The following is a 19,353-nucleotide window of genomic DNA, read 5'->3' on the forward strand; positions in this document are numbered from 1 at the left end:
CAATACGATTGCGGCTAACTGCTCGTCACCGCCCGATAACCCGCCTTAATCCAGCGTCAAAACCGTAGAGCCCGTCGTACGACGGCCGGCCAGCTCTTCATGCGCCTTGGCAACCTGATCCAAAGGAAAACGCTGACCGATCAGCGGCTTGATCTTGCCTTGCAGCACCAGCTCGAACATCTCGTCGGCAGCAGCCTGCATGGTTTCCTGCGTAGGCACATACGCACCCAGCACAGGGCGAGTCACATACAAGGAGCCCTTGGATGCCAGCGTCGCCAGATTCACACCCGTTACCGGGCCGGAAGCATTGCCAAAGCTGACCATCAAGCCACGCGGCTGCAAGCAATCCAGCGAGCGCTCCCAGGTGTCCTTGCCCACGCCGTCATACACAACAGGTACTTTCTGGCCATTGGTCAGTTCCAGCACGCGCTGCACTACGTCTTCGTGCGAATAATCAATGACTTCCCAAGCGCCATTTTCTTTAGCCAACGCCGCTTTCTCGGGGCTGGAAACCGTACCAATCAACTTCACGCCCAAGGCACGCGCCCATTGGCAGGCGTACAAGCCCACGCCACCGGCAGCCGCATGGAACAGAATCGTCTGGCCTTCGTGCACGCGATAGGTCTGGCGCAGCAAATACCAGCACGTCAGACCTTTAAGCATCATGGCCGCCGCCTGCTCAAAAGTGATTCCATCAGGAATACGGACGACGCGATCGGCAGGTACATTCCGTGCTTCGGCATACGCTCCCAGGGGACTTTGACCGTAAGCGACGCGATCACCCACTTTCAGGTGCGTGACGCCCGAACCGACTGCCTCCACAATGCCGGACGCTTCAAAACCCAAACCATGTGGCAAGGGGTTGCTGTAGAGGCCATTACGGAAATAGATATCAATAAAGTTCAAACCCACCGCTTTCTGTCGGATGGTGACTTCCTTCTCCTGCGGAGCGGGTAACTCTACCGAAGCCCATTGCAATACCTCCGGGCCTCCATTACGTTCAATCCGTATCGCCTTAACCGTCTGCGTCATTGTTTACTCCTTTGATGAGGGGCCCGTGGCAATGTCTTAGAATAATGCCTTACGCGTATTGCCTGCCCGACCCCGCTGCCCTATCGCTGGCTGATATAAAGCACCAGAATAGCCTAAATTTGACTCTTTTTTCTCGGATCGCTTTCCATGACGCATGGACGTGCTCTGGCTGCCATTCATGTGGCCGCCGTTCTGTTCGGACTGACCGGTATTTTTGGTGAACTCATCCAGGTCGGCGCCATGCTGATCACGGCTGGCCGGGCCAGTTTTGCAGTGCTGGCCTTGTTCATCAGTATCCGCTCTCAAGGACGTGGCCTGGGTCAGGGCATGAAAGCCGCGGACTTTCGCACCCTGCTTATGGCCTCCATCATGCTGGCCATTCACTGGGCCACTTTTTTCGTGGCCGTCAAAGTGGGCGGTGTAGCCATTGCCACCCTGGGTTTTGCCAGCTTCCCGGCCTTCATTACCTTGTGTGAATGGGCCGTGCTGCGCGAGCGCGTCACCGTGTCGGAATGGATCATTCTGGCCCTGGTCACCTTTGGCTTGTTGCTGGTGACCCCCTCTTTCGATTTCCAGGATCAATCTACCATTGGCCTGGCCTGGGCGATTGCCTCCGGCTTTACCTTCGCCATGTTCACCCTGATCAACCGCCGCGCCGCCAAGCATTTGTCGGCACAGCAAGTGGCCTGGTGGGAAAACCTGTTTGTCGCCTTGATGTGCTGGCCTTTTGCCATACCGCTGCTGGGCGACAGCACGCTGGTGGACTGGGTATGGATTGCACTGCTGGGAGTGTTTTGTACGGCCTTGTCGCACTACCTGCTGGTCTCTGCGCTAACCGTTCTGAATGCTCGTAGCGCCGGAATTGTGATCGCCCTGGAGCCTGTCTACGCCATCGCCTTTGCGGCTCTGCTCTTCGCTCAATACCCCAGCAGCCGTGCGCTGCTGGGTGGAGCCATCATGATTGGCGCCATCACCTGGGCAGGCTTGCGCCCACCCAAGTCCAGCTGATGGCTTAGGCCATCGCTTCCAGAACCTGGGCAACGGCGGCACCGACTTCTGCGGTGCTGGCCTGGCCGCCCAGATCAGGGGTACGTGGGCCGTTGGCCAAAACCTGTTCAATGGCTTGCACCACTTCGGCGGCGGCCTGCGGGTAGCCCAGGAAATCCAGCATCAAGGCACCGCTCCAGATCTGACCGACCGGGTTGGCAATGCCCTTGCCGTAGATATCCGGGGCCGAGCCGTGCACGGGCTCAAACAGGGATGGGAACACACGTTCGGGGTTCAGGTTGGCCGACGGTGCAATACCGATGGTGCCAGTACATGCCGGACCCAGATCGGACAAGATATCGCCAAACAGGTTGGAAGCCACGACTACGTCGAACCAGTCCGGGTGCTGCACAAAGTGCGCGCACAGAATGTCGATGTGATACTTGTCCCACTTCACATCCGGGTATTGCTCGCCCATGGCTGCCACGCGGGAATCCCACCAGGGCATGGAAATCGAGATACCGTTGGATTTGGTCGCCGCGGTAACGTGCTTGCCACGCTTTTTAGCCAGCTCAAAAGCGAACTTCAAGACACGGTCTGTACCGGTGCGGGTAAAGACGCTTTCCTGAATCACCACTTCGCGCTGCGTGCCTTCAAACATGATGCCGCCGCTATTGGAGTACTCGCCTTCGGTATTCTCGCGCACGATGAAGAAATCAATATCACCGGGCTCACGACCTGCCAGTGGCGAACGCACGCCGGGCATCAAACGCACGGGACGCAAGTTGATGTACTGATCGAACTCACGACGGAACTTGAACAGGGACTCCCACAGCGAAACGTGGTCAGGCACCAGATCGGGCCAGCCCATGGCCCCAAAGAAAATGGCCTCGGTATCCATCAGTTGGGCTTTCCAGTCCGAGGGCATCATGGTGCCGTGCTTCTGATAGTAGTCCGAGCTCCAGTCCAGCACTTTCCAATCAAAATTGATGGCGTGACGGCGAGCGGCCACTTCCAGAATACGCAGCCCTTCGGGCATGACTTCCTTGCCGATCCCATCTCCCGCGATCACGGCAATACGATGAACTTTACTCATTCCTCTTTCCTTGTGGTTTTACATGGCCTCAACGGCCTTATTCTGACAAGACGCTGCTCTGTTCACAAAACAGCAAGTAGCCTGCCAGCTCCCCACGGTGCTGGCAGGCGGGTCCTGATCCAACAATGATTAATAGCCCTGGCTGTGATTGACTCGCCCGGACGCCGGTTTGCCTTCTTGCAAAAGCTCGATACGCGAACCGATTTGCTCCAGCGCCAGCTCTCGCACAGTGATGCCCGAAATGTGCGGCGTAATCATCACGGAAGGAATGCCCCAATACGGATGGTCTGCTGGCAGCGGCTCCTGGGTGAAAGCATCCAGCAAAGCACCTGACAGATGGCCGCTCTTGAGAGCCTCCAGCACATCGGCATCAACCAGGTGACCACCACGAGCCACGTTGATCAGATAACCGCCAGGCTGCAAATTCGACAATACATCGCGATTGATCAAGCCCTCGGTTTGCGGAGTCAATGGCAAAGCATTAACCAGGATACGACTGGCAGATACGCACTCTTTCAGGCCCTGCTCACCGGCATAACAAGGGAAGTCAGCCTCGTGCAACCGACGCGACCAGCCATGCACGGGATAACCCAGACTGGCAATGACCTTGGCAATCTTGCTGCCAATCGCACCCAGACCCAGCACAGCTACCGGCCACTGACGGCGGTCAATCGGGCGATGCGCTTTCCATTTGCCTTCACGCGCCTGTTCTTCGTATGGCTGAAAACGGCCCACGGCACGCAGCACACCATACAAGGCATATTCGGCCATTTGCTCGGCCATGCCCGCGTCTTCCAGGCGGTACAAAGGCATTTCGGCCGGGATTGTCCCTGCCACCGCATCCACGCCCGCCCCCAGGTTAAAGGTGGCGCGCAGATTGGGCTCCTGCTTGAACAAGACCGTGTCCGGCTGCCAGACCACGGCATAGGTCGCCCCGGTGCTGGGCTGGCCCGGTACGAACTCGTCGACTTTCCAGTGAGGATAAGCTTTGCGGAATTCGTCCGCCCACCGTGTGGTTTCAGATGGCCGTGCGGTAGCAACAACAAGATGTGGCAGTTGCGTGGGCATTAACGTTTCCCTCCAAATAAAGAACCCAACACCCCACGCAGCACTTTGGTGGCAGCCCGTTTGGTCTCGGTTTTGATCATGCTTTGCACCAAGCCGTCTTTCTTGCCACCCCGCGGCCCTGTTGATCCAAATAGAAAGTCATTCACCACGCCCATCAGGCCGTCATCCTTGGCAGCCGCCGAGCCACCCGCCTGAGTGGCACCCGCGGCGCCATTGGCGGCCGCATCCGTCGCTTTTTTGGCCAGCACTTCGTAAGCGGACTCACGATCAATAGCTTGGTCGTACTTCAAGCCAAACAAGGAGGCTTGTCGTACCGTTTGTCGTTCCGCATCGGTAGCGGGACCAATCCGGCTACCCGGCGCCACCAGCCAGGCACGCTCGGTAGGCGTGGGAATCCCCTTGGCATCCAGCATGGACACCAGGGCTTCACCCACACCCAATTCCGTAATGGCCGCTTCAATATCCAGACCTGGATTGGGACGCATGGTTTGCGCCGCCGTCTTGACAGCTTTTTGATCGCGCGGCGTAAAGGCGCGCAAGGCGTGCTGAACCCGGTTACCCAACTGGCCCAGAACGGTGTCAGGGATATCCAGCGGGTTTTGTGTCACGAAATAAATACCCACCCCTTTGGAGCGAATCAGGCGTACAACCTGCTCCACTTTTTCCAGCAGTGCCTTGGGTGCACCTGTAAACAATAAGTGGGCTTCGTCAAAGAAGAAAACCAGACGCGGCTTGTCCAGATCGCCCACCTCCGGCAAACGCTCGTACAGATCAGCCAGCATCCACAACAGGAACACGGCGTACAAACGGGGCGATTGCATCAGCTTGTCGGCGGCCAGCACATTGATCATGCCCCGCCCGGCCGAATCGGTGCGAATCCAGTCCATCACATCCAGGGCCGGCTCACCAAAGAAGCGATCCGCCCCTTGCGTTTCCAGGCGCAGCAAGGCTCGCTGAATGGCTCCCACACTGGCGGCGGCAATATTGCCGTACTGGCCACGCAGTTCGGCCGCACGATCCGATATGTCCTGCAGCAAGGCACGCAAATCCTTCAGATCCAGAATCAGCTGGCCTTCATCGTCTGCCACACGGAAAAGAATGTTCAGAATCCCTTCCTGGGTGTCATTCAGCTCCAGAATCTGGGCCAGCAACAAGGGCCCCATGTCGGAGATGGTGGCGCGGACCGGGTGGCCCTGCTCGCCGAAAATATCCCAGAAGGTGACCGGGTTTGCGCCCCAGGCCGGTTCAGGCAGACCCAGTTTTTGCAGACGCTCCTGCAGTTTGGGATTGGGCTGGGCAGCCTGGGAAATTCCGCTCAGGTCTCCCTTGGCATCAGCCAGAAACACCGGGGTTCCCTGGCGGGAAAACGCTTCGGCCAGCACCTGCAAGGTGACGGTTTTACCCGTTCCTGTGGCACCCGTAATACAACCATGCCGGTTGGCCAGCGCTGGCAACAGGTAAATGGGAGTATTGCTGTTCTGAGCAAGCAAAATTGGATCGGCCATGATTGTTTGTTCTCTTCCGGATAGAATGCCAAGTGCCTAGATTCTAGCGACTTTCACCCAAGCTCGGGCCTTGTCGCGCAGACAGGTTAAAATAGATCTGTTTTTCTTTGAACGTAGTCTACTGAATTGGTAATACTTTATGGCCGGACATAGTAAATGGGCGAATATTCAGCACCGTAAAGGTCGTCAGGACGCAAAACGGGGCAAACTTTGGACCAAGATCATTCGTGAGGTCACCGTGGCCGCACGTGCCGGAGGGCCTGATCCCGAGTCCAACCCACGTTTGCGCATGGCCTGGGACAAGGCAACCGCGGCCAATATGCCCAAAGACAATATTCTGCGCGCCATCCAGCGCGGCGCAGGTGGGGCAGACGACGCCAACTACGAAGAAATCCGCTACGAAGGCTATGGCATCAACGGCGCTGCCGTGATTGTGGACTGCATGACCGACAACCGTCAGCGCACTGTCTCGGATGTGCGTCACGCCTTTACAAAAAATGGCGGTAATCTGGGCCTGGACGGCTCGGTCGTGTTTCAATTTCGCCACTGCGGTCAGTTTCTGTTCGCTCCCGGCACTTCGGAAGACACGATTATGGAAATCGGTCTGGAAGCCGGTGCCGACGATATCGTGACGGACGAAGAAGGTCTGATCGAAGTGCTGTGCGCTCCCACGGATTACCCGGCTGTGCAAGCCGCGTTCCAGGCAGCAGGCCTGACGCCCGAAGTGGAAGGCGTGGTCATGAAAGCCCTGAACGAGACCGAACTGAGCGGCGACGATGCCGTCAAAATGCAAAAACTTCTGGACGCACTGGAAGGCCTGGACGATGTCCAAGAGGTCTACACCACCGCCGTCATGGACGAAGCCGAATAACCTGGTTCCTGAAAACTCCTCTTTGCGGGCCCTGCCCGACTCATCACTATGAAGCTACTTGTTGTCGGCAGCGGCGGCCGTGAACACGCCTTGGCATGGCGCCTGGCCCAATCTGCACGCGTGCAGACTGTCTACGTTGCCCCTGGCAATGGCGGTACCGCGCGTGCCGAACGTATTGAAAACCTGGCGATCACCGATATCCAGGAACTGATTGCCTTTGTGAAGCAAGAAAAAATTGCCTTCACCGTCGTCGGCCCGGAAGCCCCTCTGGCCGCCGGCATTGTGGACGCCTTCCGTGCGGCCGGCCTGAAAATCTTTGGTCCCACCCAGGCTGCCGCGCAGCTGGAAAGCTCCAAGGACTACGCCAAGGCCTTCATGGTGCGTCACAACATCCCGACGGCCGCCTACGCGACCTTTACCGATCCGGAGGCCGCCAAGGATTACATCCGTCAGCAAGGCGCTCCCATTGTGGTCAAGGCCGATGGCCTGGCTGCTGGCAAGGGCGTGATTGTGGCCACCACGCTGGAAGAAGCACTGGGTGCCATTGACGACATTCTGGGCGATGGCCGCTTTGGCGCTGCCGGTGCCCGTGTGGTCGTGGAAGAATGCCTGACCGGCGAAGAAGCCAGCTTCATCGTTATGTGTGACGGCAAGAATGTGCTGCCCATGGCCACCAGCCAGGACCACAAACGCCTGAAAGACGGCGATCAGGGCCCGAACACCGGCGGCATGGGTGCCTACTCCCCCGCTCCTATCGTCAGCCCCACGCTGCACAACCGCATCATGCGCGAAGTCATTCACCCCACCATGCAAGGCATGGCCAAGGAGGGCTTGCCCTACTCCGGCTTTCTGTATGCTGGCGTGATGATTGACGATGGCCCGGACGCTACCCGCCCCATCAAGGTGCTGGAATTCAACTGCCGCATGGGCGACCCTGAAACCCAGCCCATCATGATGCGCATCAAGAGTGATCTGACCGAGACCTTCGAACTGGCTCTGGCCGGCAAGCTGGACGAGGCCACCATCGAATGGGATCGTCGTACCGCCATTGGCGTGGTACTGGCAGCGGCCAACTACCCCGAAGAGCCACGCACGGGTGATGCCATCACGCAATTTGCGAAAGACACCGACGAGTGCATCACCTTCCATGCAGGCACGCAGATGAAAGAGGGCACCGTGGTCACCACGGGTGGTCGTGTACTGTGTGTCACCGCCATGGCCGACTCCATCCGTCGCGCTCAGGAAGCCGCCTACGAGGCCATTTCCCAAACGCATTTCGACGGCAAGCAATTCCGTACCGATATCGGCTGGCGCGCTCTGCCCAGCAGTGAATCCTGATTGTCGCAGCAAGGTCTTTTCATGTCTTTACCCATTGATACCGTCCAGGCTTATTTCCGTCAGTTGCAAAGCCACATCGTGGACACTCTTGAGCAGCTGGATGGCACGCCTTTCGAGTCGGACCAGTGGGATCGTCCGGAAGGCGGTGGCGGTCTGTCCCGCCTGCTGGAGAACGGCCCCGTGTTCGAGCGGGCGGCCGTTCTGTTCAGCCATGTCAAAGGCCACACTCTGCCTCCGTCGGCCAGCGCCCACCGTCCCGAACTGGCCGGGCGCCCCTGGGAGGCCATGGGTGTTTCGCTGGTGATACACCCGCGCAATCCCTTTGTGCCCACCACGCACATGAACGTGCGCATGTTTGTGGCCCAGGCCCAGACAGCGGATCAAGACGATGTGTTCTGGTTTGGCGGCGGTCTGGACTTGACGCCCTACTACCTGCACGAAGACGATGCGCGCCACTTCCATCAGGTGTGCCACGATGCCCTGGCACCACACGGTGCGGATTACTACCCACGCTACAAGCGCTGGTGCGACGAGTATTTTTACCTGAAGCACCGCAACGAAACCCGTGGCATTGGCGGCATTTTCTACGACGATCTGAACGAGCCCGGCTTTGAGGCCAGCTTTGCCCTGACCCGCTCCGTGGGCAATTCCTTTACCGATGCCTATGCACCCATCGTGCGTGCCCGCATGGATCAGGAATACACCCAGGCGCATCGGGACTTCCAGGCCATACGTCGTGGCCGTTATGTGGAATTCAATCTGGTCTTTGACCGCGGCACCCTGTTTGGCCTGCAATCGGGTGGACGTACAGAATCCATCCTGCTGTCCATGCCCCCCCAGGCGAACTGGCGCTACAACTGGTCGCCCGAACCTGGCACTCCGGAAGCGGCGTTGGCGCAATACCTGGTGCCGCGCGAATGGATTTGAAGCGAGTCGGGCTCTTGGGTGGCAGTTTCGACCCCATCCATAAAGCCCACGTAGCACTGGCTGTTGCCGCGTTCGAGCAACTGCAGCTGGACCAGGTTCAGCTGTTGCCCGCCGCCCAACCCTGGCAACGCGACGCTCTGGGTGCCAGCACCCAGGATCGTCTGGCCATGGCCGAACTGGCTGCACAACGCCACCCCGGCCTGCAGGTCAACCCCGTGGAGATCGAGCGCGGCGGCCCCACCTACACCATCGACACGGTGCGCAGCTTGCCTGCCGGGTCGCGGTACTACTGGATTTTAGGCAGCGACCAACTGCATAACTTTTGCAGCTGGAACGACTGGCAGGAAATTCTTGAATACGTCGAACTGGCTGTTGCCCAGCGCCCCGGCAGTCCTGTGGAAACGCCCGAGGCCTTGCAACAGGAACTGAGTCGACTTCAGCGCCGTTTACATCAGATCGACTTTCTGCCCATGGACATCTCGGCCACCCAAATTCGGGAGCGAGTGCAGCGCGGTGACAACATCACCGCCCTGGTCCCGGAAGAAGTCGCTCAATACATTGACAAAAAACGGCTCTATCTTTCCCACCCACAGGCGCGCCCTGTATAGTTCTTTTTATGAATATAGAAACACTTCAACGACTCGTCATCGATGCCCTCGAGGACGTCAAAGCTCAAGACATCAAGGTCTTTAGCACTACCCACATGACCGGCCTGTTCGATCGTGTGGTCATCGCCAGTGGTACGTCCAACCGGCAAACCCGCGCTCTGGCCCAGAACGTGTTTGACAAGGCACGCCAAAACAAAGTCGAAGTCCTGGCCCATGAAGGCGAGGACACCGGCGAATGGGTGTTGCTGGACCTGGGTGACATTGTGGTGCATTGCATGCAGCCTGCCATCCGCCAGTACTACAACCTGGAAGAACTTTGGGGCGAGCGCCCTGTCGAAGTGGAACTGCTGCCGCAATCGCGCCAGGTTCCACCGGCTGGCTTTTTTGCCAGCGCCGACGAAGACGAAGACTAAACCCTTCCTCTGCCCTGTCGGCAATACCCGGGCCGCAGCTTACGATGCGGCCTTTTTTCTTTTACGACATTCCATGAAACTCATTGTCATCGCGGTAGGTCAGCGCATGCCCGACTGGGTGGAACAAGGCTGGCAGGAATATGCACGTCGCATGCCTCAGGACTGCGCCATAGAACTGCGCGAAATCAAGGCCGAACCCCGTACCAGCGGCAAGACGCCCGCCCAAATGATGCAGGCCGAGGCCAAGCGCATTGAAGCAGCCATTCCCGCTCAAGCAATGCGCATCGCTCTGGACGAACGCGGCAAGGACCTGACCACTGTCAAGCTGGCCCAGGAACTGGAGCGTTGGCGCAGCAGCGGTCAGGATATTGCGATTCTGGTCGGAGGCCCGGACGGGCTGGATGCGGCCTTGAAGCAAAGCTGCCACGGCATGCTGCGCCTGTCTTCCCTGACGCTGCCCCACCCTCTGGTACGTATTTTTCTGGCCGAACAGCTGTATCGCGCCTGGTCCGTCATGACCGGGCATCCCTATCATCGCGCCTGAACCTTCTTTTAGTCCTGGTTTTTCTTATGCCTTTTCAGCCCATCTACCTGGCCTCTGCCAGCCCACGTCGCCACGACTTGCTCAACAGTATCCAGATCACGCATGAAGTCCTGAACGTGCCCAGCCCTCCGGGCGAGGATGAGCCGCGCCTGGAACAGGAAGCCGTGCTGGACTATGTCCGTCGCACGGCCCGCGACAAGCTGCTGCGCGCCCTGGAATGGCGAGCACAGAATAGTAGCCTGGATCAAGAACGCGCTATTTTGAGTGCCGACACCACGGTCTGCATGGGCGAAGACATTTTTGGTAAACCTGCTGATATGGCCGATGCCGCACGTATCTTGCGCGAGCTCTCGGGCCGCCGTCACAAAGTGATGACCGCCCTGTCATTGGGCGTGGGCGGGGTGGAATTTGAAAGCATCAGCATCAGCGAAGTCAGCTTCAAAACGCTGAACGAGCAGGAAATTGCAGAGTACTGTGCCAGTGGCGAGCCTATGGGCAAAGCGGGGGCCTATGGTATTCAGGGTCTGGGCGGCGCGTTCATCAGCCACTTGAGTGGCAGCTATACCGGCGTAATGGGCTTGCCCGTGCACGAAACCTACCGCTTGCTGGAACTGGCCAATCTGAAGATTCGCACACCCGGCTAAACCGGAGAAACAGCCTGATCAGAACAGGAATGGGGAACTCTCCGCACAAGGCCTAGTCCCATTCTTTTATTCCATTTGGCTCTTAGTATATATTTTATGGATATATACATTCACCGACTGTTTTGCAGGATTTAATCACCATGTCGCTTTCTTCTTTTTCGATTCGTCTTGCCTTGGCCGGTTTGCTATGTACCAGCACCCTTGCTCACGCCGCCGACCGCCCCGCTGCCCTGAAGGCTCTGGAAGAACAAGGGCTGTCCATTGTGGGCGAGTTTGATGCTCCCGGTGGCCTGAAAGCCTGGGGCGCATATAGCGGGAATCGGGCACTGGCCATCTACAACTTGCCCGATGGGCAACACATGATGGTGGGCACCATGATCGATGCCAATGGCGAAGAGGTGCGACCTGCCGGCCTGGACGAGCTGGTTCAACCGGCTATCGCCAAAGACATGCTGGGCAAGCTGGAAAAATCCCGCTGGATCAAGGATGGCGACGACAAGGCCCCTCGCGTGGTCTACGTCTTTACCGATCCAAACTGCCCGTACTGCATGCAATTCTGGCAAATGGCCCGCCCGTGGGTGGAGTCCGGCAAGGTACAGCTGCGTCACATCATGGTTGGCATCCTGGCCCCCAGCAGCAGCCTGAAATCCGCCGCCATCCTGGCCGCCAAGGATCCTACCAAGGCCTTGAACGAGCACTCTCTGGCCATGCTGAAAGACCGCAGCGCCGGTGTGAAAGGTCTGGACAGCGTGCCCAGCGACATCGAGGCCGACCTGACCCGCAATGAAGACCTGATGATGGGCTGGGATTTGCGTGCTACCCCCGCCATGGTCTGGCAGGATGAGCAGGGTCGCATCCAAATGCAGACCGGCGCTTCACCCGACATCACCGAACGCGTTTTTGGCCCACGTTAATTTCAAGCAGGACGTTTATTCATGAGCACTCGTGTTCTCTTGCATGCCCCCACCGCCGATGCCCTGGAGCGCGCTCGCAGCAATGCGCGCAACTTGCTCAAGGACATACCGGATGCGCAGATTCGCATCATCGCCAATGCGCAGGCGGTTAAAGCCTGCGTAGAAGGCACAGAACACGAGTGCGACGCCTATACCTATCTGTGCCCCAACACACTGCGCAACCAAGCGCTCAGCGCACCAGAGCGCTTCCAAACCCTGGAGCAAGGAGCGATCACGGCGCTGGTGAAACTGCAGGCAGAGAACTGGATTTATATTCGGGCCTGAGCAGATGTAGGCTTGGCACAACAGACCATACAGGCCGGTCATGATTTTGCCTAAGCCCGTTCAAACCTTGATACGATAGCTAGGCCCGCGGCAAGCGGGCCTGTTTTTATCCCGTATCACAAGGAAATCTGTCATGCCCACCCTCGCCCGCTCTGCTCTGCGTCCCTGCCTGCTACTCGCTTTATGTGCTTTAGGAACCAGTCAGGCACTGGCGCAGCAAACCACGGTTGGCGTGGGTGTGGGTTTCGCCCCCAAATACGAAGGGGCTGACAGTTACGATGGCCGCTTTTACCCCCTGCTGTCGCACCGCAATGGCCACTTCTTTTTGGCCCCCAAGGCAGGCATGCCTGCCATTGGTCTGCAAACCAACCTGACCGACAACTGGACTATCGGCACGTACGCCGCCCTGGCCCGCGCACGTAAATCGGGTGATGCTGACCGCCTGTACGGTACTGACGATATTGATCGTCACGGCAATCTGGGCGTTTTTACCGCCTACCAACTGGGCAATGCCAAGATCGAAGGCAGCTACTACCAGGCACTGAAAAGCGGTTACGGCGCGACAGCCGTTCTGGATCTGAGCTACCGCCTCTGGAACGACCAGGACAGCAGCTTCTCGCTGGGTGCGGAATTGAAATGGTCCAACGAAAAAGCCATGCGCACCTACTTTGGCGTGAAATCTCATGAAGCCGCTGGCAGCAATGGCCAGCTGCGCACGTACCGCCCTGATGCTGGTTTGCGCTCTTATGCCTTGTACGGCCAGTACACCCACAAGATCAGCGAAAGCTGGTCCCTGCAAGGCTTGCTGGGCGTGAACACCTTGGGTGAAGAAGCCAAAGACAGCCCGCTGGTCGAGAAGAAAAGCAGCGTCTTTGGTGGCATAGGCTTGGGCTACAGCTTCTAAGTCCCGTCAGGGTCTGCCGACCCGCTTGACCGTCAAGCCGTTGTGTTCCAGGCGCGCCTGCACAACGGCTCGATGATCACCCTGAATCTCCAGCGTTCCCTCTTTCAGCGTCCCGCCCGCTCCACAGGCGTTCTTCAATTCCTTGACCAGCGCCTTGAGCTGCTCTTGCGGCATCACCAGGCCCGATACCACGGTCACGCCCTTCCCTTTTCGTCCCTTGGTTTCCAGACTCAAGCGCACCGGCCCCTGAGCCTGAGACAAAGCGTGTTCGCGCCTGTTTTCTTCGCAACGGCACTGGTTTTGCGGCTGCCCGCAATCCGGACACATGCGTCCTTGCTCCGTGCTGTACACCAGCCGAGACAGCTGATCCGATAAGCTGGCCATAAAATCCGGCTCCCTTTCCTGATTAAATATTAAAAGCCCCCACGCTGCGCCTTTGGCTTGCTGCCCCCCAAGGGGGCGTTTTTACCTTGGGGCGGCCCGGCGGTAAAACAAACCCCCACGCTTCGCCTTTGGCTTGCGCTCCACCTCGCGGCTTGCATGACGCTCGGATTCGCCAGGCACACAGCAGTCCGCAATGGACTGCTGTGTGTCCGGGCTCATCCCCAAGGGGGCTTTTTACCGGGGGCGCCGAGCCTTGGGGCGGCCCGGCGGTAAAAAAAAGCCCACCGAATTTCGGTGGGCTTTACGCTGGACCAGGCCCAGACGAATTACATCATGCCCATCAGGACCAGACCAAGCAATTGCTCGGAAGTGAAGCGCTGGCCGTTGATGTCGAACACGCGATCCTTGCCATCGTACTTGATAGCGGTCGAGATGCCGTTCTCGTCATTCTTGACCATATTGGACTCGGCGTAAGGAGCCACAGCAGCGTCCAGAATCATGTCCAGCATGGCAGCATTGCCTTCTTCAGGCGACAGGCCTTCAGCCTTGTCCATATCGGCAGCCAGACCACGCAGCATGGGTTTGGAGATCAGGAGATCCAGCTGAGCAGCAGGAATGGCTTCGATCCACATCTCGGGGCTGGTTTGCAGCTCTTGCAACGTCGCATCAGGCTTTTGGAAGTCCACACGCAACGTGGCTTTGGACTCGCCAGCAGCCGTGTACCAACGCAGAGGCTCAACACGCAGCACAGGCTTGTGCTCCAGTGCTTGCAAAACCAGTTCCATCATCTTCTGAGCCGTTGGGCCATCAACCGAATCCATATCGTTTTGCAGATTGGAATCGGAGATCAGCTTGGACAGCGCGGAGATAGCGGGTGCGTACACACGATCAAAATTCATCGACAGTTCAACCGAACCCAGCTTGACCTTGTCTTCAAACACCAGATCGGTCAGCGCGTAGACAACCTTGGTATCGCTGATGGAGTCTTTGGTCACCGCATCGGAGTTGATGGCGATCTGCTTGAAGGTGATGCCATCAGTCTCGGCCGTTTGCATCTTCACGCCATCGACGCTCAGCTTGCCGACCTGGGTGCCGTTCACGTTGATGTCGCCATCTTGCTTGAAGTCCACCACGAAGTTGGAGGCTTCCAGCTTCAATGGATCGTCGCTGATGTCATCAACGAACAGCTTGGGGAAGCTGCCGGTCACGACAATATCTTTGCTCTTGCCACCGGCCTTGGTGCGCAGCTGACCACCGCTGAAATCCACTTTGATTTCGTCGCCTTGGTGCTTGATGGCTTCAAAGTGCACGTTGGAGTCCACGGCACCGTCAAAACCAACCAGGCTGTCTGCCCACAAAGGAGTCTTGTCGCCAGTCAGCTTGTACCAGCCTTCTGTGTCCTTGGTCTTGACCAGGGTGCTGTGCGACAAGGCGGCAACAGGGGTGAAGTTACCCAGAGCCATTGCCGACACAGGCAAAGGACCGTGGCTGATCTTGTCATCAAAAGTCAGCTCCAGAGGCTTCTCTTCAGCGTCGGAAGGCTTGATGGTGATGGTGTAGCGAGCGGTCGAGGAAAACACGCCACGCTGGTAGTCCACCACGTTCATGACGACCGACTCGCTCATGCCCATTTGCTGCATCTGCTCGGCAGCCAGGGTATTGAACTGGGTCACTTTCTCACCCACCAGCGCTTCAGTTTTCTTACCGGTGTACCAAGTCGAACCGCCATATGCGGCCGCTAACACGACAACCAGTGTGACCAGCCCTGTACTTTTCTTCATGACTTCCCTTTTGTAGACCTACAGTCCCAACTTCAAATAGCCGACATAATACCGAAACTAAGTTTGACTGATGGTAGTTTATTCCCCGTAATTGTAACTATTCACTTGCGTAATGCGGGCGACATCTTCTTCACCCAAACCCAAGCGATGGGCTGCACGATAGGTTTGCTGGGCCGCATGAGCCACCGGCATGCTGGTATGACTGACACTGGCCAGCCCCGCCACCGTATTCAAGTCCTTCAACATGGTATCTACCGACGCCTTTACCTGATTGTCCTGCCGGGTCATGCGCGGCACGAACAATTGCAGCAAAATCGAATCCGCCCAGCCGCCCCCCAGGGCTTCACTGATTTTGGAGGCATCCACCCCATTGTCATTGGCCAGGCTCAATGCCTCGGCAATTGCAGTCAAGGTGGTGGCCACAATGGTCTGATTGCATAACTTTGTTACTTGGCCAGCCCCTACTGCCCCCATCAAGGTGACGCGCTGCGAATACGCCGCCAGCACGGGGCGTACCCGTTCCAGCTGCGCCGCCGCTCCACCCACCATGATGGCCAAGGTGCCTTGCTCAGCTCCGCCGACTCCCCCCGAGACAGGAGCATCCAGCCAATCCGCCCCGCAACGCTGCTGCAGTTGGACAGCCATCTCGCGTGTGGCCTGAGGTGGAATCGAGGAATGGTCCACCACAATCTGCAAGGCTCCCTGCACAGTGGACAGGCCCTGCTCGCCCAGAACAGTATCGTGCACCGCTTGCGCATCGAATACACACAAGAACACGGCCTCGCATTGCTCGGCCATCTGTGCCGGGGTATCGCACCAGCGGGCACCCGCTTCAATCAAGGCCTGCGCCTTGTCCTTAGAGCGATTCCAGATACGAACCTGATGGCCGGCATTCAGCAAACGGCGCACCATCGGTTGTCCCATACGGCCCAAACCACAAAAACCAATATTCATGTCTCATCCTTTACGCCCCCACCGCAATTGAACAGGCTGAAACGGGGCAAGAAAAACCCGCCTGTCCGGCGGGTGGGTTCTGGTCGGCCCAAGTCCGGGCCGCCTTCATGCTGATGCTCAAGCGGCGTCGGGCTGACGGTCGGGAGCGGCTTCCTGGAAAGCGGACAGCTCAAGGCACTTCTCTTCGACGGCCAACAGGCGGGGAAACGCGCTCAGATCGATTTCAAAGCGACGCGCATTGAACATCTGGGGAATCAGGCAAATTTCAGCAACACCGGGGGTATCACCGAAGATAAAGGGATGATCCTTTTTGCCATGACGCTGCACCAGGGCCTCCAGACCCTCCAGCCCTACCTGGACCCAATGGCGGTACCACTGATTGCGAGCATCCTCTTCGGCGTGCAGTTCGTTTTTCAAATACTGCAACACGCGCAGATTATTCAGCGGGTGAATATCGCAAGCCACCGTTTGAGCCATGGAGCGTGCCCATGCCCGCTCTGCGGAGGCCTTGGGCAGCAAAGGCAGCTCGGGATAGCGTTCGTCCAGATATTCCAGAATGGCCAGGGATTGCGTAATGATCAGGCCATCATCGTCCAATGCAGGCAGCAACTGCACTGGATTGATCTGCACATAATCCGGCTGATGCTGCTGACCGCCATCTTTAAGCAGATGAACAGGCTTGATCTGGTAATCCAGACCCTTGAGGTTCAGACCAATCCGTACCCGGTAAGCGGCGGAACTGCGAAAGTAGCTATACAAAATCATCTTGTCTCCTGTCCACCCTACAAAATTCGTTTTTTTATTTGTTCAGGCTTTCAATCTTGCGCGACAGCTCTCGAGGCAGCGGGAAGGCAATGTTTTCTTCCACACCATCCAGGGCCCGCACTTTGCCTACGCCCAGTTCCTGCAAGCGCTGAATCACCTGATTCACTAGAACTTCCGGTGCCGACGCACCGGCCGTCACACCCACGCGCTTTTTACCGACCAGCCAGGCCGGATCAATCATTTCCGGTTTATCCAGCAGATAAGCTTCCGCGCCCTTGCGTTCGGCCACTTCGCGCAAACGATTGGAGTTCGAGCTGTTGGTACTGCCCACCACCAGGACCAGATCGCACTGTGGAGCCATGATCTTGACCGCATCCTGACGGTTCTGTGTGGCGTAACAGATATCGCTTTTCTTGGGTTCCACGATATTGGGGAAGCGTTCACGCAAGGCCTGGGCCACCACCGCCGCATCGTCCACGGACAAGGTGGTTTGCGTCACAAAGGCAAGCTTGTCGGGATCAGCCACTTTCAGATCGGCGACGTCCTCGGGCGTTTCCACCAGGTACATGCCGCCATCGGCCTGCCCCAAGGTGCCCTCGACTTCAGGGTGACCGACATGACCAATCATGATGATCTCCCGGCCTTCGGCCCGCATGCGAGAGACCTCGATATGCACTTTGGTCACCAGCGGACATGTGGCATCAAACACTTTCAGGCCACGCTTTTCGGCATCGTCACGCACCTGACGCGAGACGCCGTGAGCCGAGAAAATCACGATCGCACCCGAAGGGGCCTCGTCCAGCTCTTTAATAAAGATCGCCCCTTTGTTGCGCAGGTCTTCGACCACGTAACGGTTATGGACGATTTCATGACGCACGTAAATCGGTGCGCCGTGCAATTCCAAGGCGCGTTCGACAATATCAATCGCGCGGTCGACCCCAGCACAGAATCCACGGGGCTGGGCCAGAACAACCTCAGCGTTCTGAACGGGAGTAGCTTGACTCATTACAGAATCCCCAAAATATGTACATCCAGGCGCAAGGCCACGCCGGCCAAAGGATGGTTGAAATCGAACAAGGCCGTCTTGTCGTCGATTTCCTTGAGTACACCCGAATAGCGGCTGCCATTAGGGGCGGCAAACTCCACCATATCACCGGGTACGAACTCCACGCCTTCGGCGGCATTGCTGGCCAGCATTTCGCGAGTGATGCGCTGCAAGAGGTCCGGGTTACGGGCGCCGTAAGCATCTTCAGGGGTGATGTCGAGCTGAAAGCGCTCGTCTTCACGATGCCCCAGCAATTTCTCTTCCATGCCAGGAGCCCACTGACCATTGCCCAGTTGCAAGGTCGCCGGGCGGCCCGTAAAGGTATCCGCAAACACAGAGCCTGCCGCCGGGCCACTGGCCAGCTCTATACGATAGTGCAAAGTCAGGTAGGAATCCTGACGGACAATTCCAAGCTCGGAACTAGCAGAGTTACTCACGATCGCTCACTATAGAAAATCATTCAATTACCGCATTTTAGCGTTTCTTATGGCCACATCCACTTTACGCCGCCAAGGGCCCCGTGAGCGCATGTTGGCGCACGGCCCTGCCTGTCTGAGCACCCCGGAACTGCTGGGTATTGTCCTGCGCACCGGTACACGCGAGCGCAATGCTGTCGAGCTGGGCCAGATGTTGCTGGACCATTTTAACGGACTCAAAGGATTATTATCGGCCGATGCGTCTGCCCTGCGCCAACTGGACGGAATCGGCCCGGCCAAATGCGCGGAACTGTTGGTTATCCGGGAACTGCAACGCCGCTGTGCCCTGGAGTCGCTCACTGACTTGCCAGTCCTGAACCAGGCAGACAAGGTACGCGAATATTGTCTGGCCCATATCGGACACTTACCCGTGGAGCACTGCCTGGCCCTGTTTCTGGACAATCAGCTGCGACTGATCTGCGCCGAGGAAATCAGCCGGGGAACGGTGAACCAGGCCTCGGTCTACCCCCGGGAGATTCTGCGCGCCGCCCTGCGTCACCACAGTTGCGCCATCATTCTGGCGCACAACCATCCTTCCGGCGCGGCCTATCCCAGCGCTGCCGATATACGGCTGACCCGGCACATACGGCAGGCCTTGGCTCTGGTAGACATACGCTTGCTGGACCACATTATCGTCACGCCCAGCCAGACTGTCTCCATGGCCGAGCGCGGGGATCTGTAAACCATTCGGCCCGGCGGAAACTGCCGGATTTTTGATACAGTTCCATGAGCTTCCCCGTAAAATCCAGAACACACTACAAGAGTACGGAGCG

22 protein-coding genes are annotated in these 19,353 nt (G+C 57.9%); 12 read left to right on the top strand and 10 right to left on the bottom strand.

Annotated elements, in window-relative coordinates:
• Positions 1-45: 45 nt before the first annotated feature.
• Positions 46-1,032 (bottom strand): quinone oxidoreductase family protein, encoded by a 987-nt coding sequence (locus CPY64_RS11225; RefSeq protein WP_042481955.1) that lies wholly within the window; start codon positions 1,030-1,032, stop codon positions 46-48.
• 147 nt (positions 1,033-1,179) lie between these two features.
• On the opposite strand from CPY64_RS11225, the gene CPY64_RS11230 reads away from it, so the two are divergent.
• A complete protein-coding gene (locus tag CPY64_RS11230) occupies positions 1,180-2,040 on the top strand; it encodes a DMT family transporter (protein ID WP_042481957.1) in 861 nt (286 codons plus the stop codon).
• A 4-nt stretch (positions 2,041-2,044) separates the two neighbouring features.
• Here CPY64_RS11230 and CPY64_RS11235 read toward each other — a convergent pair whose 3' ends face one another.
• The 3 genes from CPY64_RS11235 to CPY64_RS11245 form a co-directional block, all read right to left on the bottom strand.
• Positions 2,045-3,115, bottom strand: a complete 1,071-nt coding sequence (locus CPY64_RS11235) for a tartrate dehydrogenase (protein ID WP_042481959.1) — start codon at positions 3,113-3,115, stop codon at positions 2,045-2,047.
• A gap of 129 nt (positions 3,116-3,244) precedes the next feature.
• The gene (locus CPY64_RS11240) at positions 3,245-4,183 is read right to left on the bottom strand and encodes a 2-hydroxyacid dehydrogenase (RefSeq protein ID WP_042481961.1); all 939 of its coding nucleotides are present in this window, start codon (positions 4,181-4,183) and stop codon (positions 3,245-3,247) included.
• Entirely contained in the window at positions 4,183-5,688 is a 1,506-nt protein-coding gene (locus CPY64_RS11245) for a helicase HerA-like domain-containing protein (RefSeq protein ID WP_042481963.1), read from the bottom strand. The genes CPY64_RS11240 and CPY64_RS11245 overlap by 1 nt, the downstream gene beginning before the upstream one ends.
• 139 nt (positions 5,689-5,827) lie before the next feature.
• Between CPY64_RS11245 and CPY64_RS11250 the strand changes: the two genes are divergently transcribed.
• From CPY64_RS11250 to CPY64_RS11295, 10 genes are all read left to right on the top strand, one after another.
• Positions 5,828-6,559 carry a YebC/PmpR family DNA-binding transcriptional regulator gene (locus tag CPY64_RS11250; RefSeq protein WP_026483044.1) on the top strand — a complete coding sequence of 244 codons (732 nt, stop codon included), beginning with the start codon at positions 5,828-5,830 and terminating at the stop codon, positions 6,557-6,559.
• 48 nt (positions 6,560-6,607) lie between these two features.
• Positions 6,608-7,897, top strand: coding sequence for a phosphoribosylamine--glycine ligase (purD, locus tag CPY64_RS11255; protein WP_042481965.1), 1,290 nt, complete (start codon positions 6,608-6,610; stop codon positions 7,895-7,897).
• Between the two features lie 21 nt (positions 7,898-7,918).
• Positions 7,919-8,824 carry an oxygen-dependent coproporphyrinogen oxidase gene (gene hemF, locus CPY64_RS11260; protein ID WP_042482223.1) on the top strand — a complete coding sequence of 302 codons (906 nt, stop codon included), beginning with the start codon at positions 7,919-7,921 and terminating at the stop codon, positions 8,822-8,824.
• Complete coding sequence (nadD, locus tag CPY64_RS11265) at positions 8,815-9,432, top strand: nicotinate (nicotinamide) nucleotide adenylyltransferase (RefSeq protein WP_042481967.1); 618 nt, start codon at positions 8,815-8,817, stop codon at positions 9,430-9,432. The genes hemF and nadD overlap by 10 nt, the downstream gene beginning before the upstream one ends.
• 8 nt (positions 9,433-9,440) lie before the next feature.
• Positions 9,441-9,845, top strand: a complete 405-nt coding sequence (rsfS, locus tag CPY64_RS11270) for a ribosome silencing factor (protein WP_042481969.1) — start codon at positions 9,441-9,443, stop codon at positions 9,843-9,845.
• A gap of 73 nt (positions 9,846-9,918) precedes the next feature.
• Positions 9,919-10,389, top strand: coding sequence for a 23S rRNA (pseudouridine(1915)-N(3))-methyltransferase RlmH (rlmH, locus tag CPY64_RS11275; protein ID WP_009456141.1), 471 nt, complete (start codon positions 9,919-9,921; stop codon positions 10,387-10,389).
• 26 nt (positions 10,390-10,415) lie between these two features.
• Positions 10,416-11,033 (top strand): Maf family protein, encoded by a 618-nt coding sequence (locus CPY64_RS11280; RefSeq protein WP_042481970.1) that lies wholly within the window; start codon positions 10,416-10,418, stop codon positions 11,031-11,033.
• A gap of 140 nt (positions 11,034-11,173) precedes the next feature.
• The gene (gene dsbG / locus CPY64_RS11285; protein WP_042481972.1) at positions 11,174-11,947 is read left to right on the top strand and encodes a thiol:disulfide interchange protein DsbG; all 774 of its coding nucleotides are present in this window, start codon (positions 11,174-11,176) and stop codon (positions 11,945-11,947) included.
• Positions 11,948-11,968: 21 nt separating this feature from the next.
• Complete coding sequence (locus tag CPY64_RS11290; RefSeq protein ID WP_042481975.1) at positions 11,969-12,271, top strand: DsrE family protein; 303 nt, start codon at positions 11,969-11,971, stop codon at positions 12,269-12,271.
• Between the two features lie 133 nt (positions 12,272-12,404).
• Positions 12,405-13,175 (top strand): MipA/OmpV family protein, encoded by a 771-nt coding sequence (locus CPY64_RS11295; protein ID WP_042481977.1) that lies wholly within the window; start codon positions 12,405-12,407, stop codon positions 13,173-13,175.
• Between the two features lie 6 nt (positions 13,176-13,181).
• On the opposite strand, the gene CPY64_RS11300 is transcribed toward CPY64_RS11295, so the two are convergent.
• The 6 genes from CPY64_RS11300 to CPY64_RS11325 all read right to left on the bottom strand — a co-directional run bounded on the left by CPY64_RS11300 (position 13,182) and on the right by CPY64_RS11325 (position 18,541).
• Positions 13,182-13,559: an SUI1 family translation initiation factor gene (locus CPY64_RS11300; protein ID WP_042481979.1), complete on the bottom strand. Its 378-nt coding sequence runs from the start codon at positions 13,557-13,559 to the stop codon at positions 13,182-13,184.
• Positions 13,560-13,885: 326 nt separating this feature from the next.
• Positions 13,886-15,340, bottom strand: a complete 1,455-nt coding sequence (locus CPY64_RS11305; protein ID WP_042481981.1) for a YdgA family protein — start codon at positions 15,338-15,340, stop codon at positions 13,886-13,888.
• Between the two features lie 78 nt (positions 15,341-15,418).
• A complete protein-coding gene (locus tag CPY64_RS11310) occupies positions 15,419-16,294 on the bottom strand; it encodes an NAD(P)-dependent oxidoreductase (protein ID WP_042481983.1) in 876 nt (291 codons plus the stop codon).
• 117 nt (positions 16,295-16,411) lie between these two features.
• Positions 16,412-17,059 carry a maleylacetoacetate isomerase gene (gene maiA / locus CPY64_RS11315; RefSeq protein WP_042481985.1) on the bottom strand — a complete coding sequence of 216 codons (648 nt, stop codon included), beginning with the start codon at positions 17,057-17,059 and terminating at the stop codon, positions 16,412-16,414.
• A gap of 34 nt (positions 17,060-17,093) precedes the next feature.
• Entirely contained in the window at positions 17,094-18,065 is a 972-nt protein-coding gene (ispH, locus tag CPY64_RS11320) for a 4-hydroxy-3-methylbut-2-enyl diphosphate reductase (RefSeq protein WP_042481988.1), read from the bottom strand.
• Entirely contained in the window at positions 18,065-18,541 is a 477-nt protein-coding gene (locus CPY64_RS11325; protein ID WP_223254057.1) for an FKBP-type peptidyl-prolyl cis-trans isomerase, read from the bottom strand. The genes ispH and CPY64_RS11325 overlap by 1 nt, the downstream gene beginning before the upstream one ends.
• A 49-nt stretch (positions 18,542-18,590) precedes the next feature.
• Here CPY64_RS11325 and radC point away from each other — a divergent pair, with 49 nt between their 5' ends.
• Positions 18,591-19,262: a RadC family protein gene (radC, locus tag CPY64_RS11330; RefSeq protein ID WP_042481991.1), complete on the top strand. Its 672-nt coding sequence runs from the start codon at positions 18,591-18,593 to the stop codon at positions 19,260-19,262.
• The last annotated feature ends 91 nt before the right edge of the window (positions 19,263-19,353 follow it).

Source organism: Alcaligenes faecalis, from assembly GCF_002443155.1.
Lineage (GTDB): Bacteria > Pseudomonadota > Gammaproteobacteria > Burkholderiales > Burkholderiaceae_B > Alcaligenes > Alcaligenes faecalis.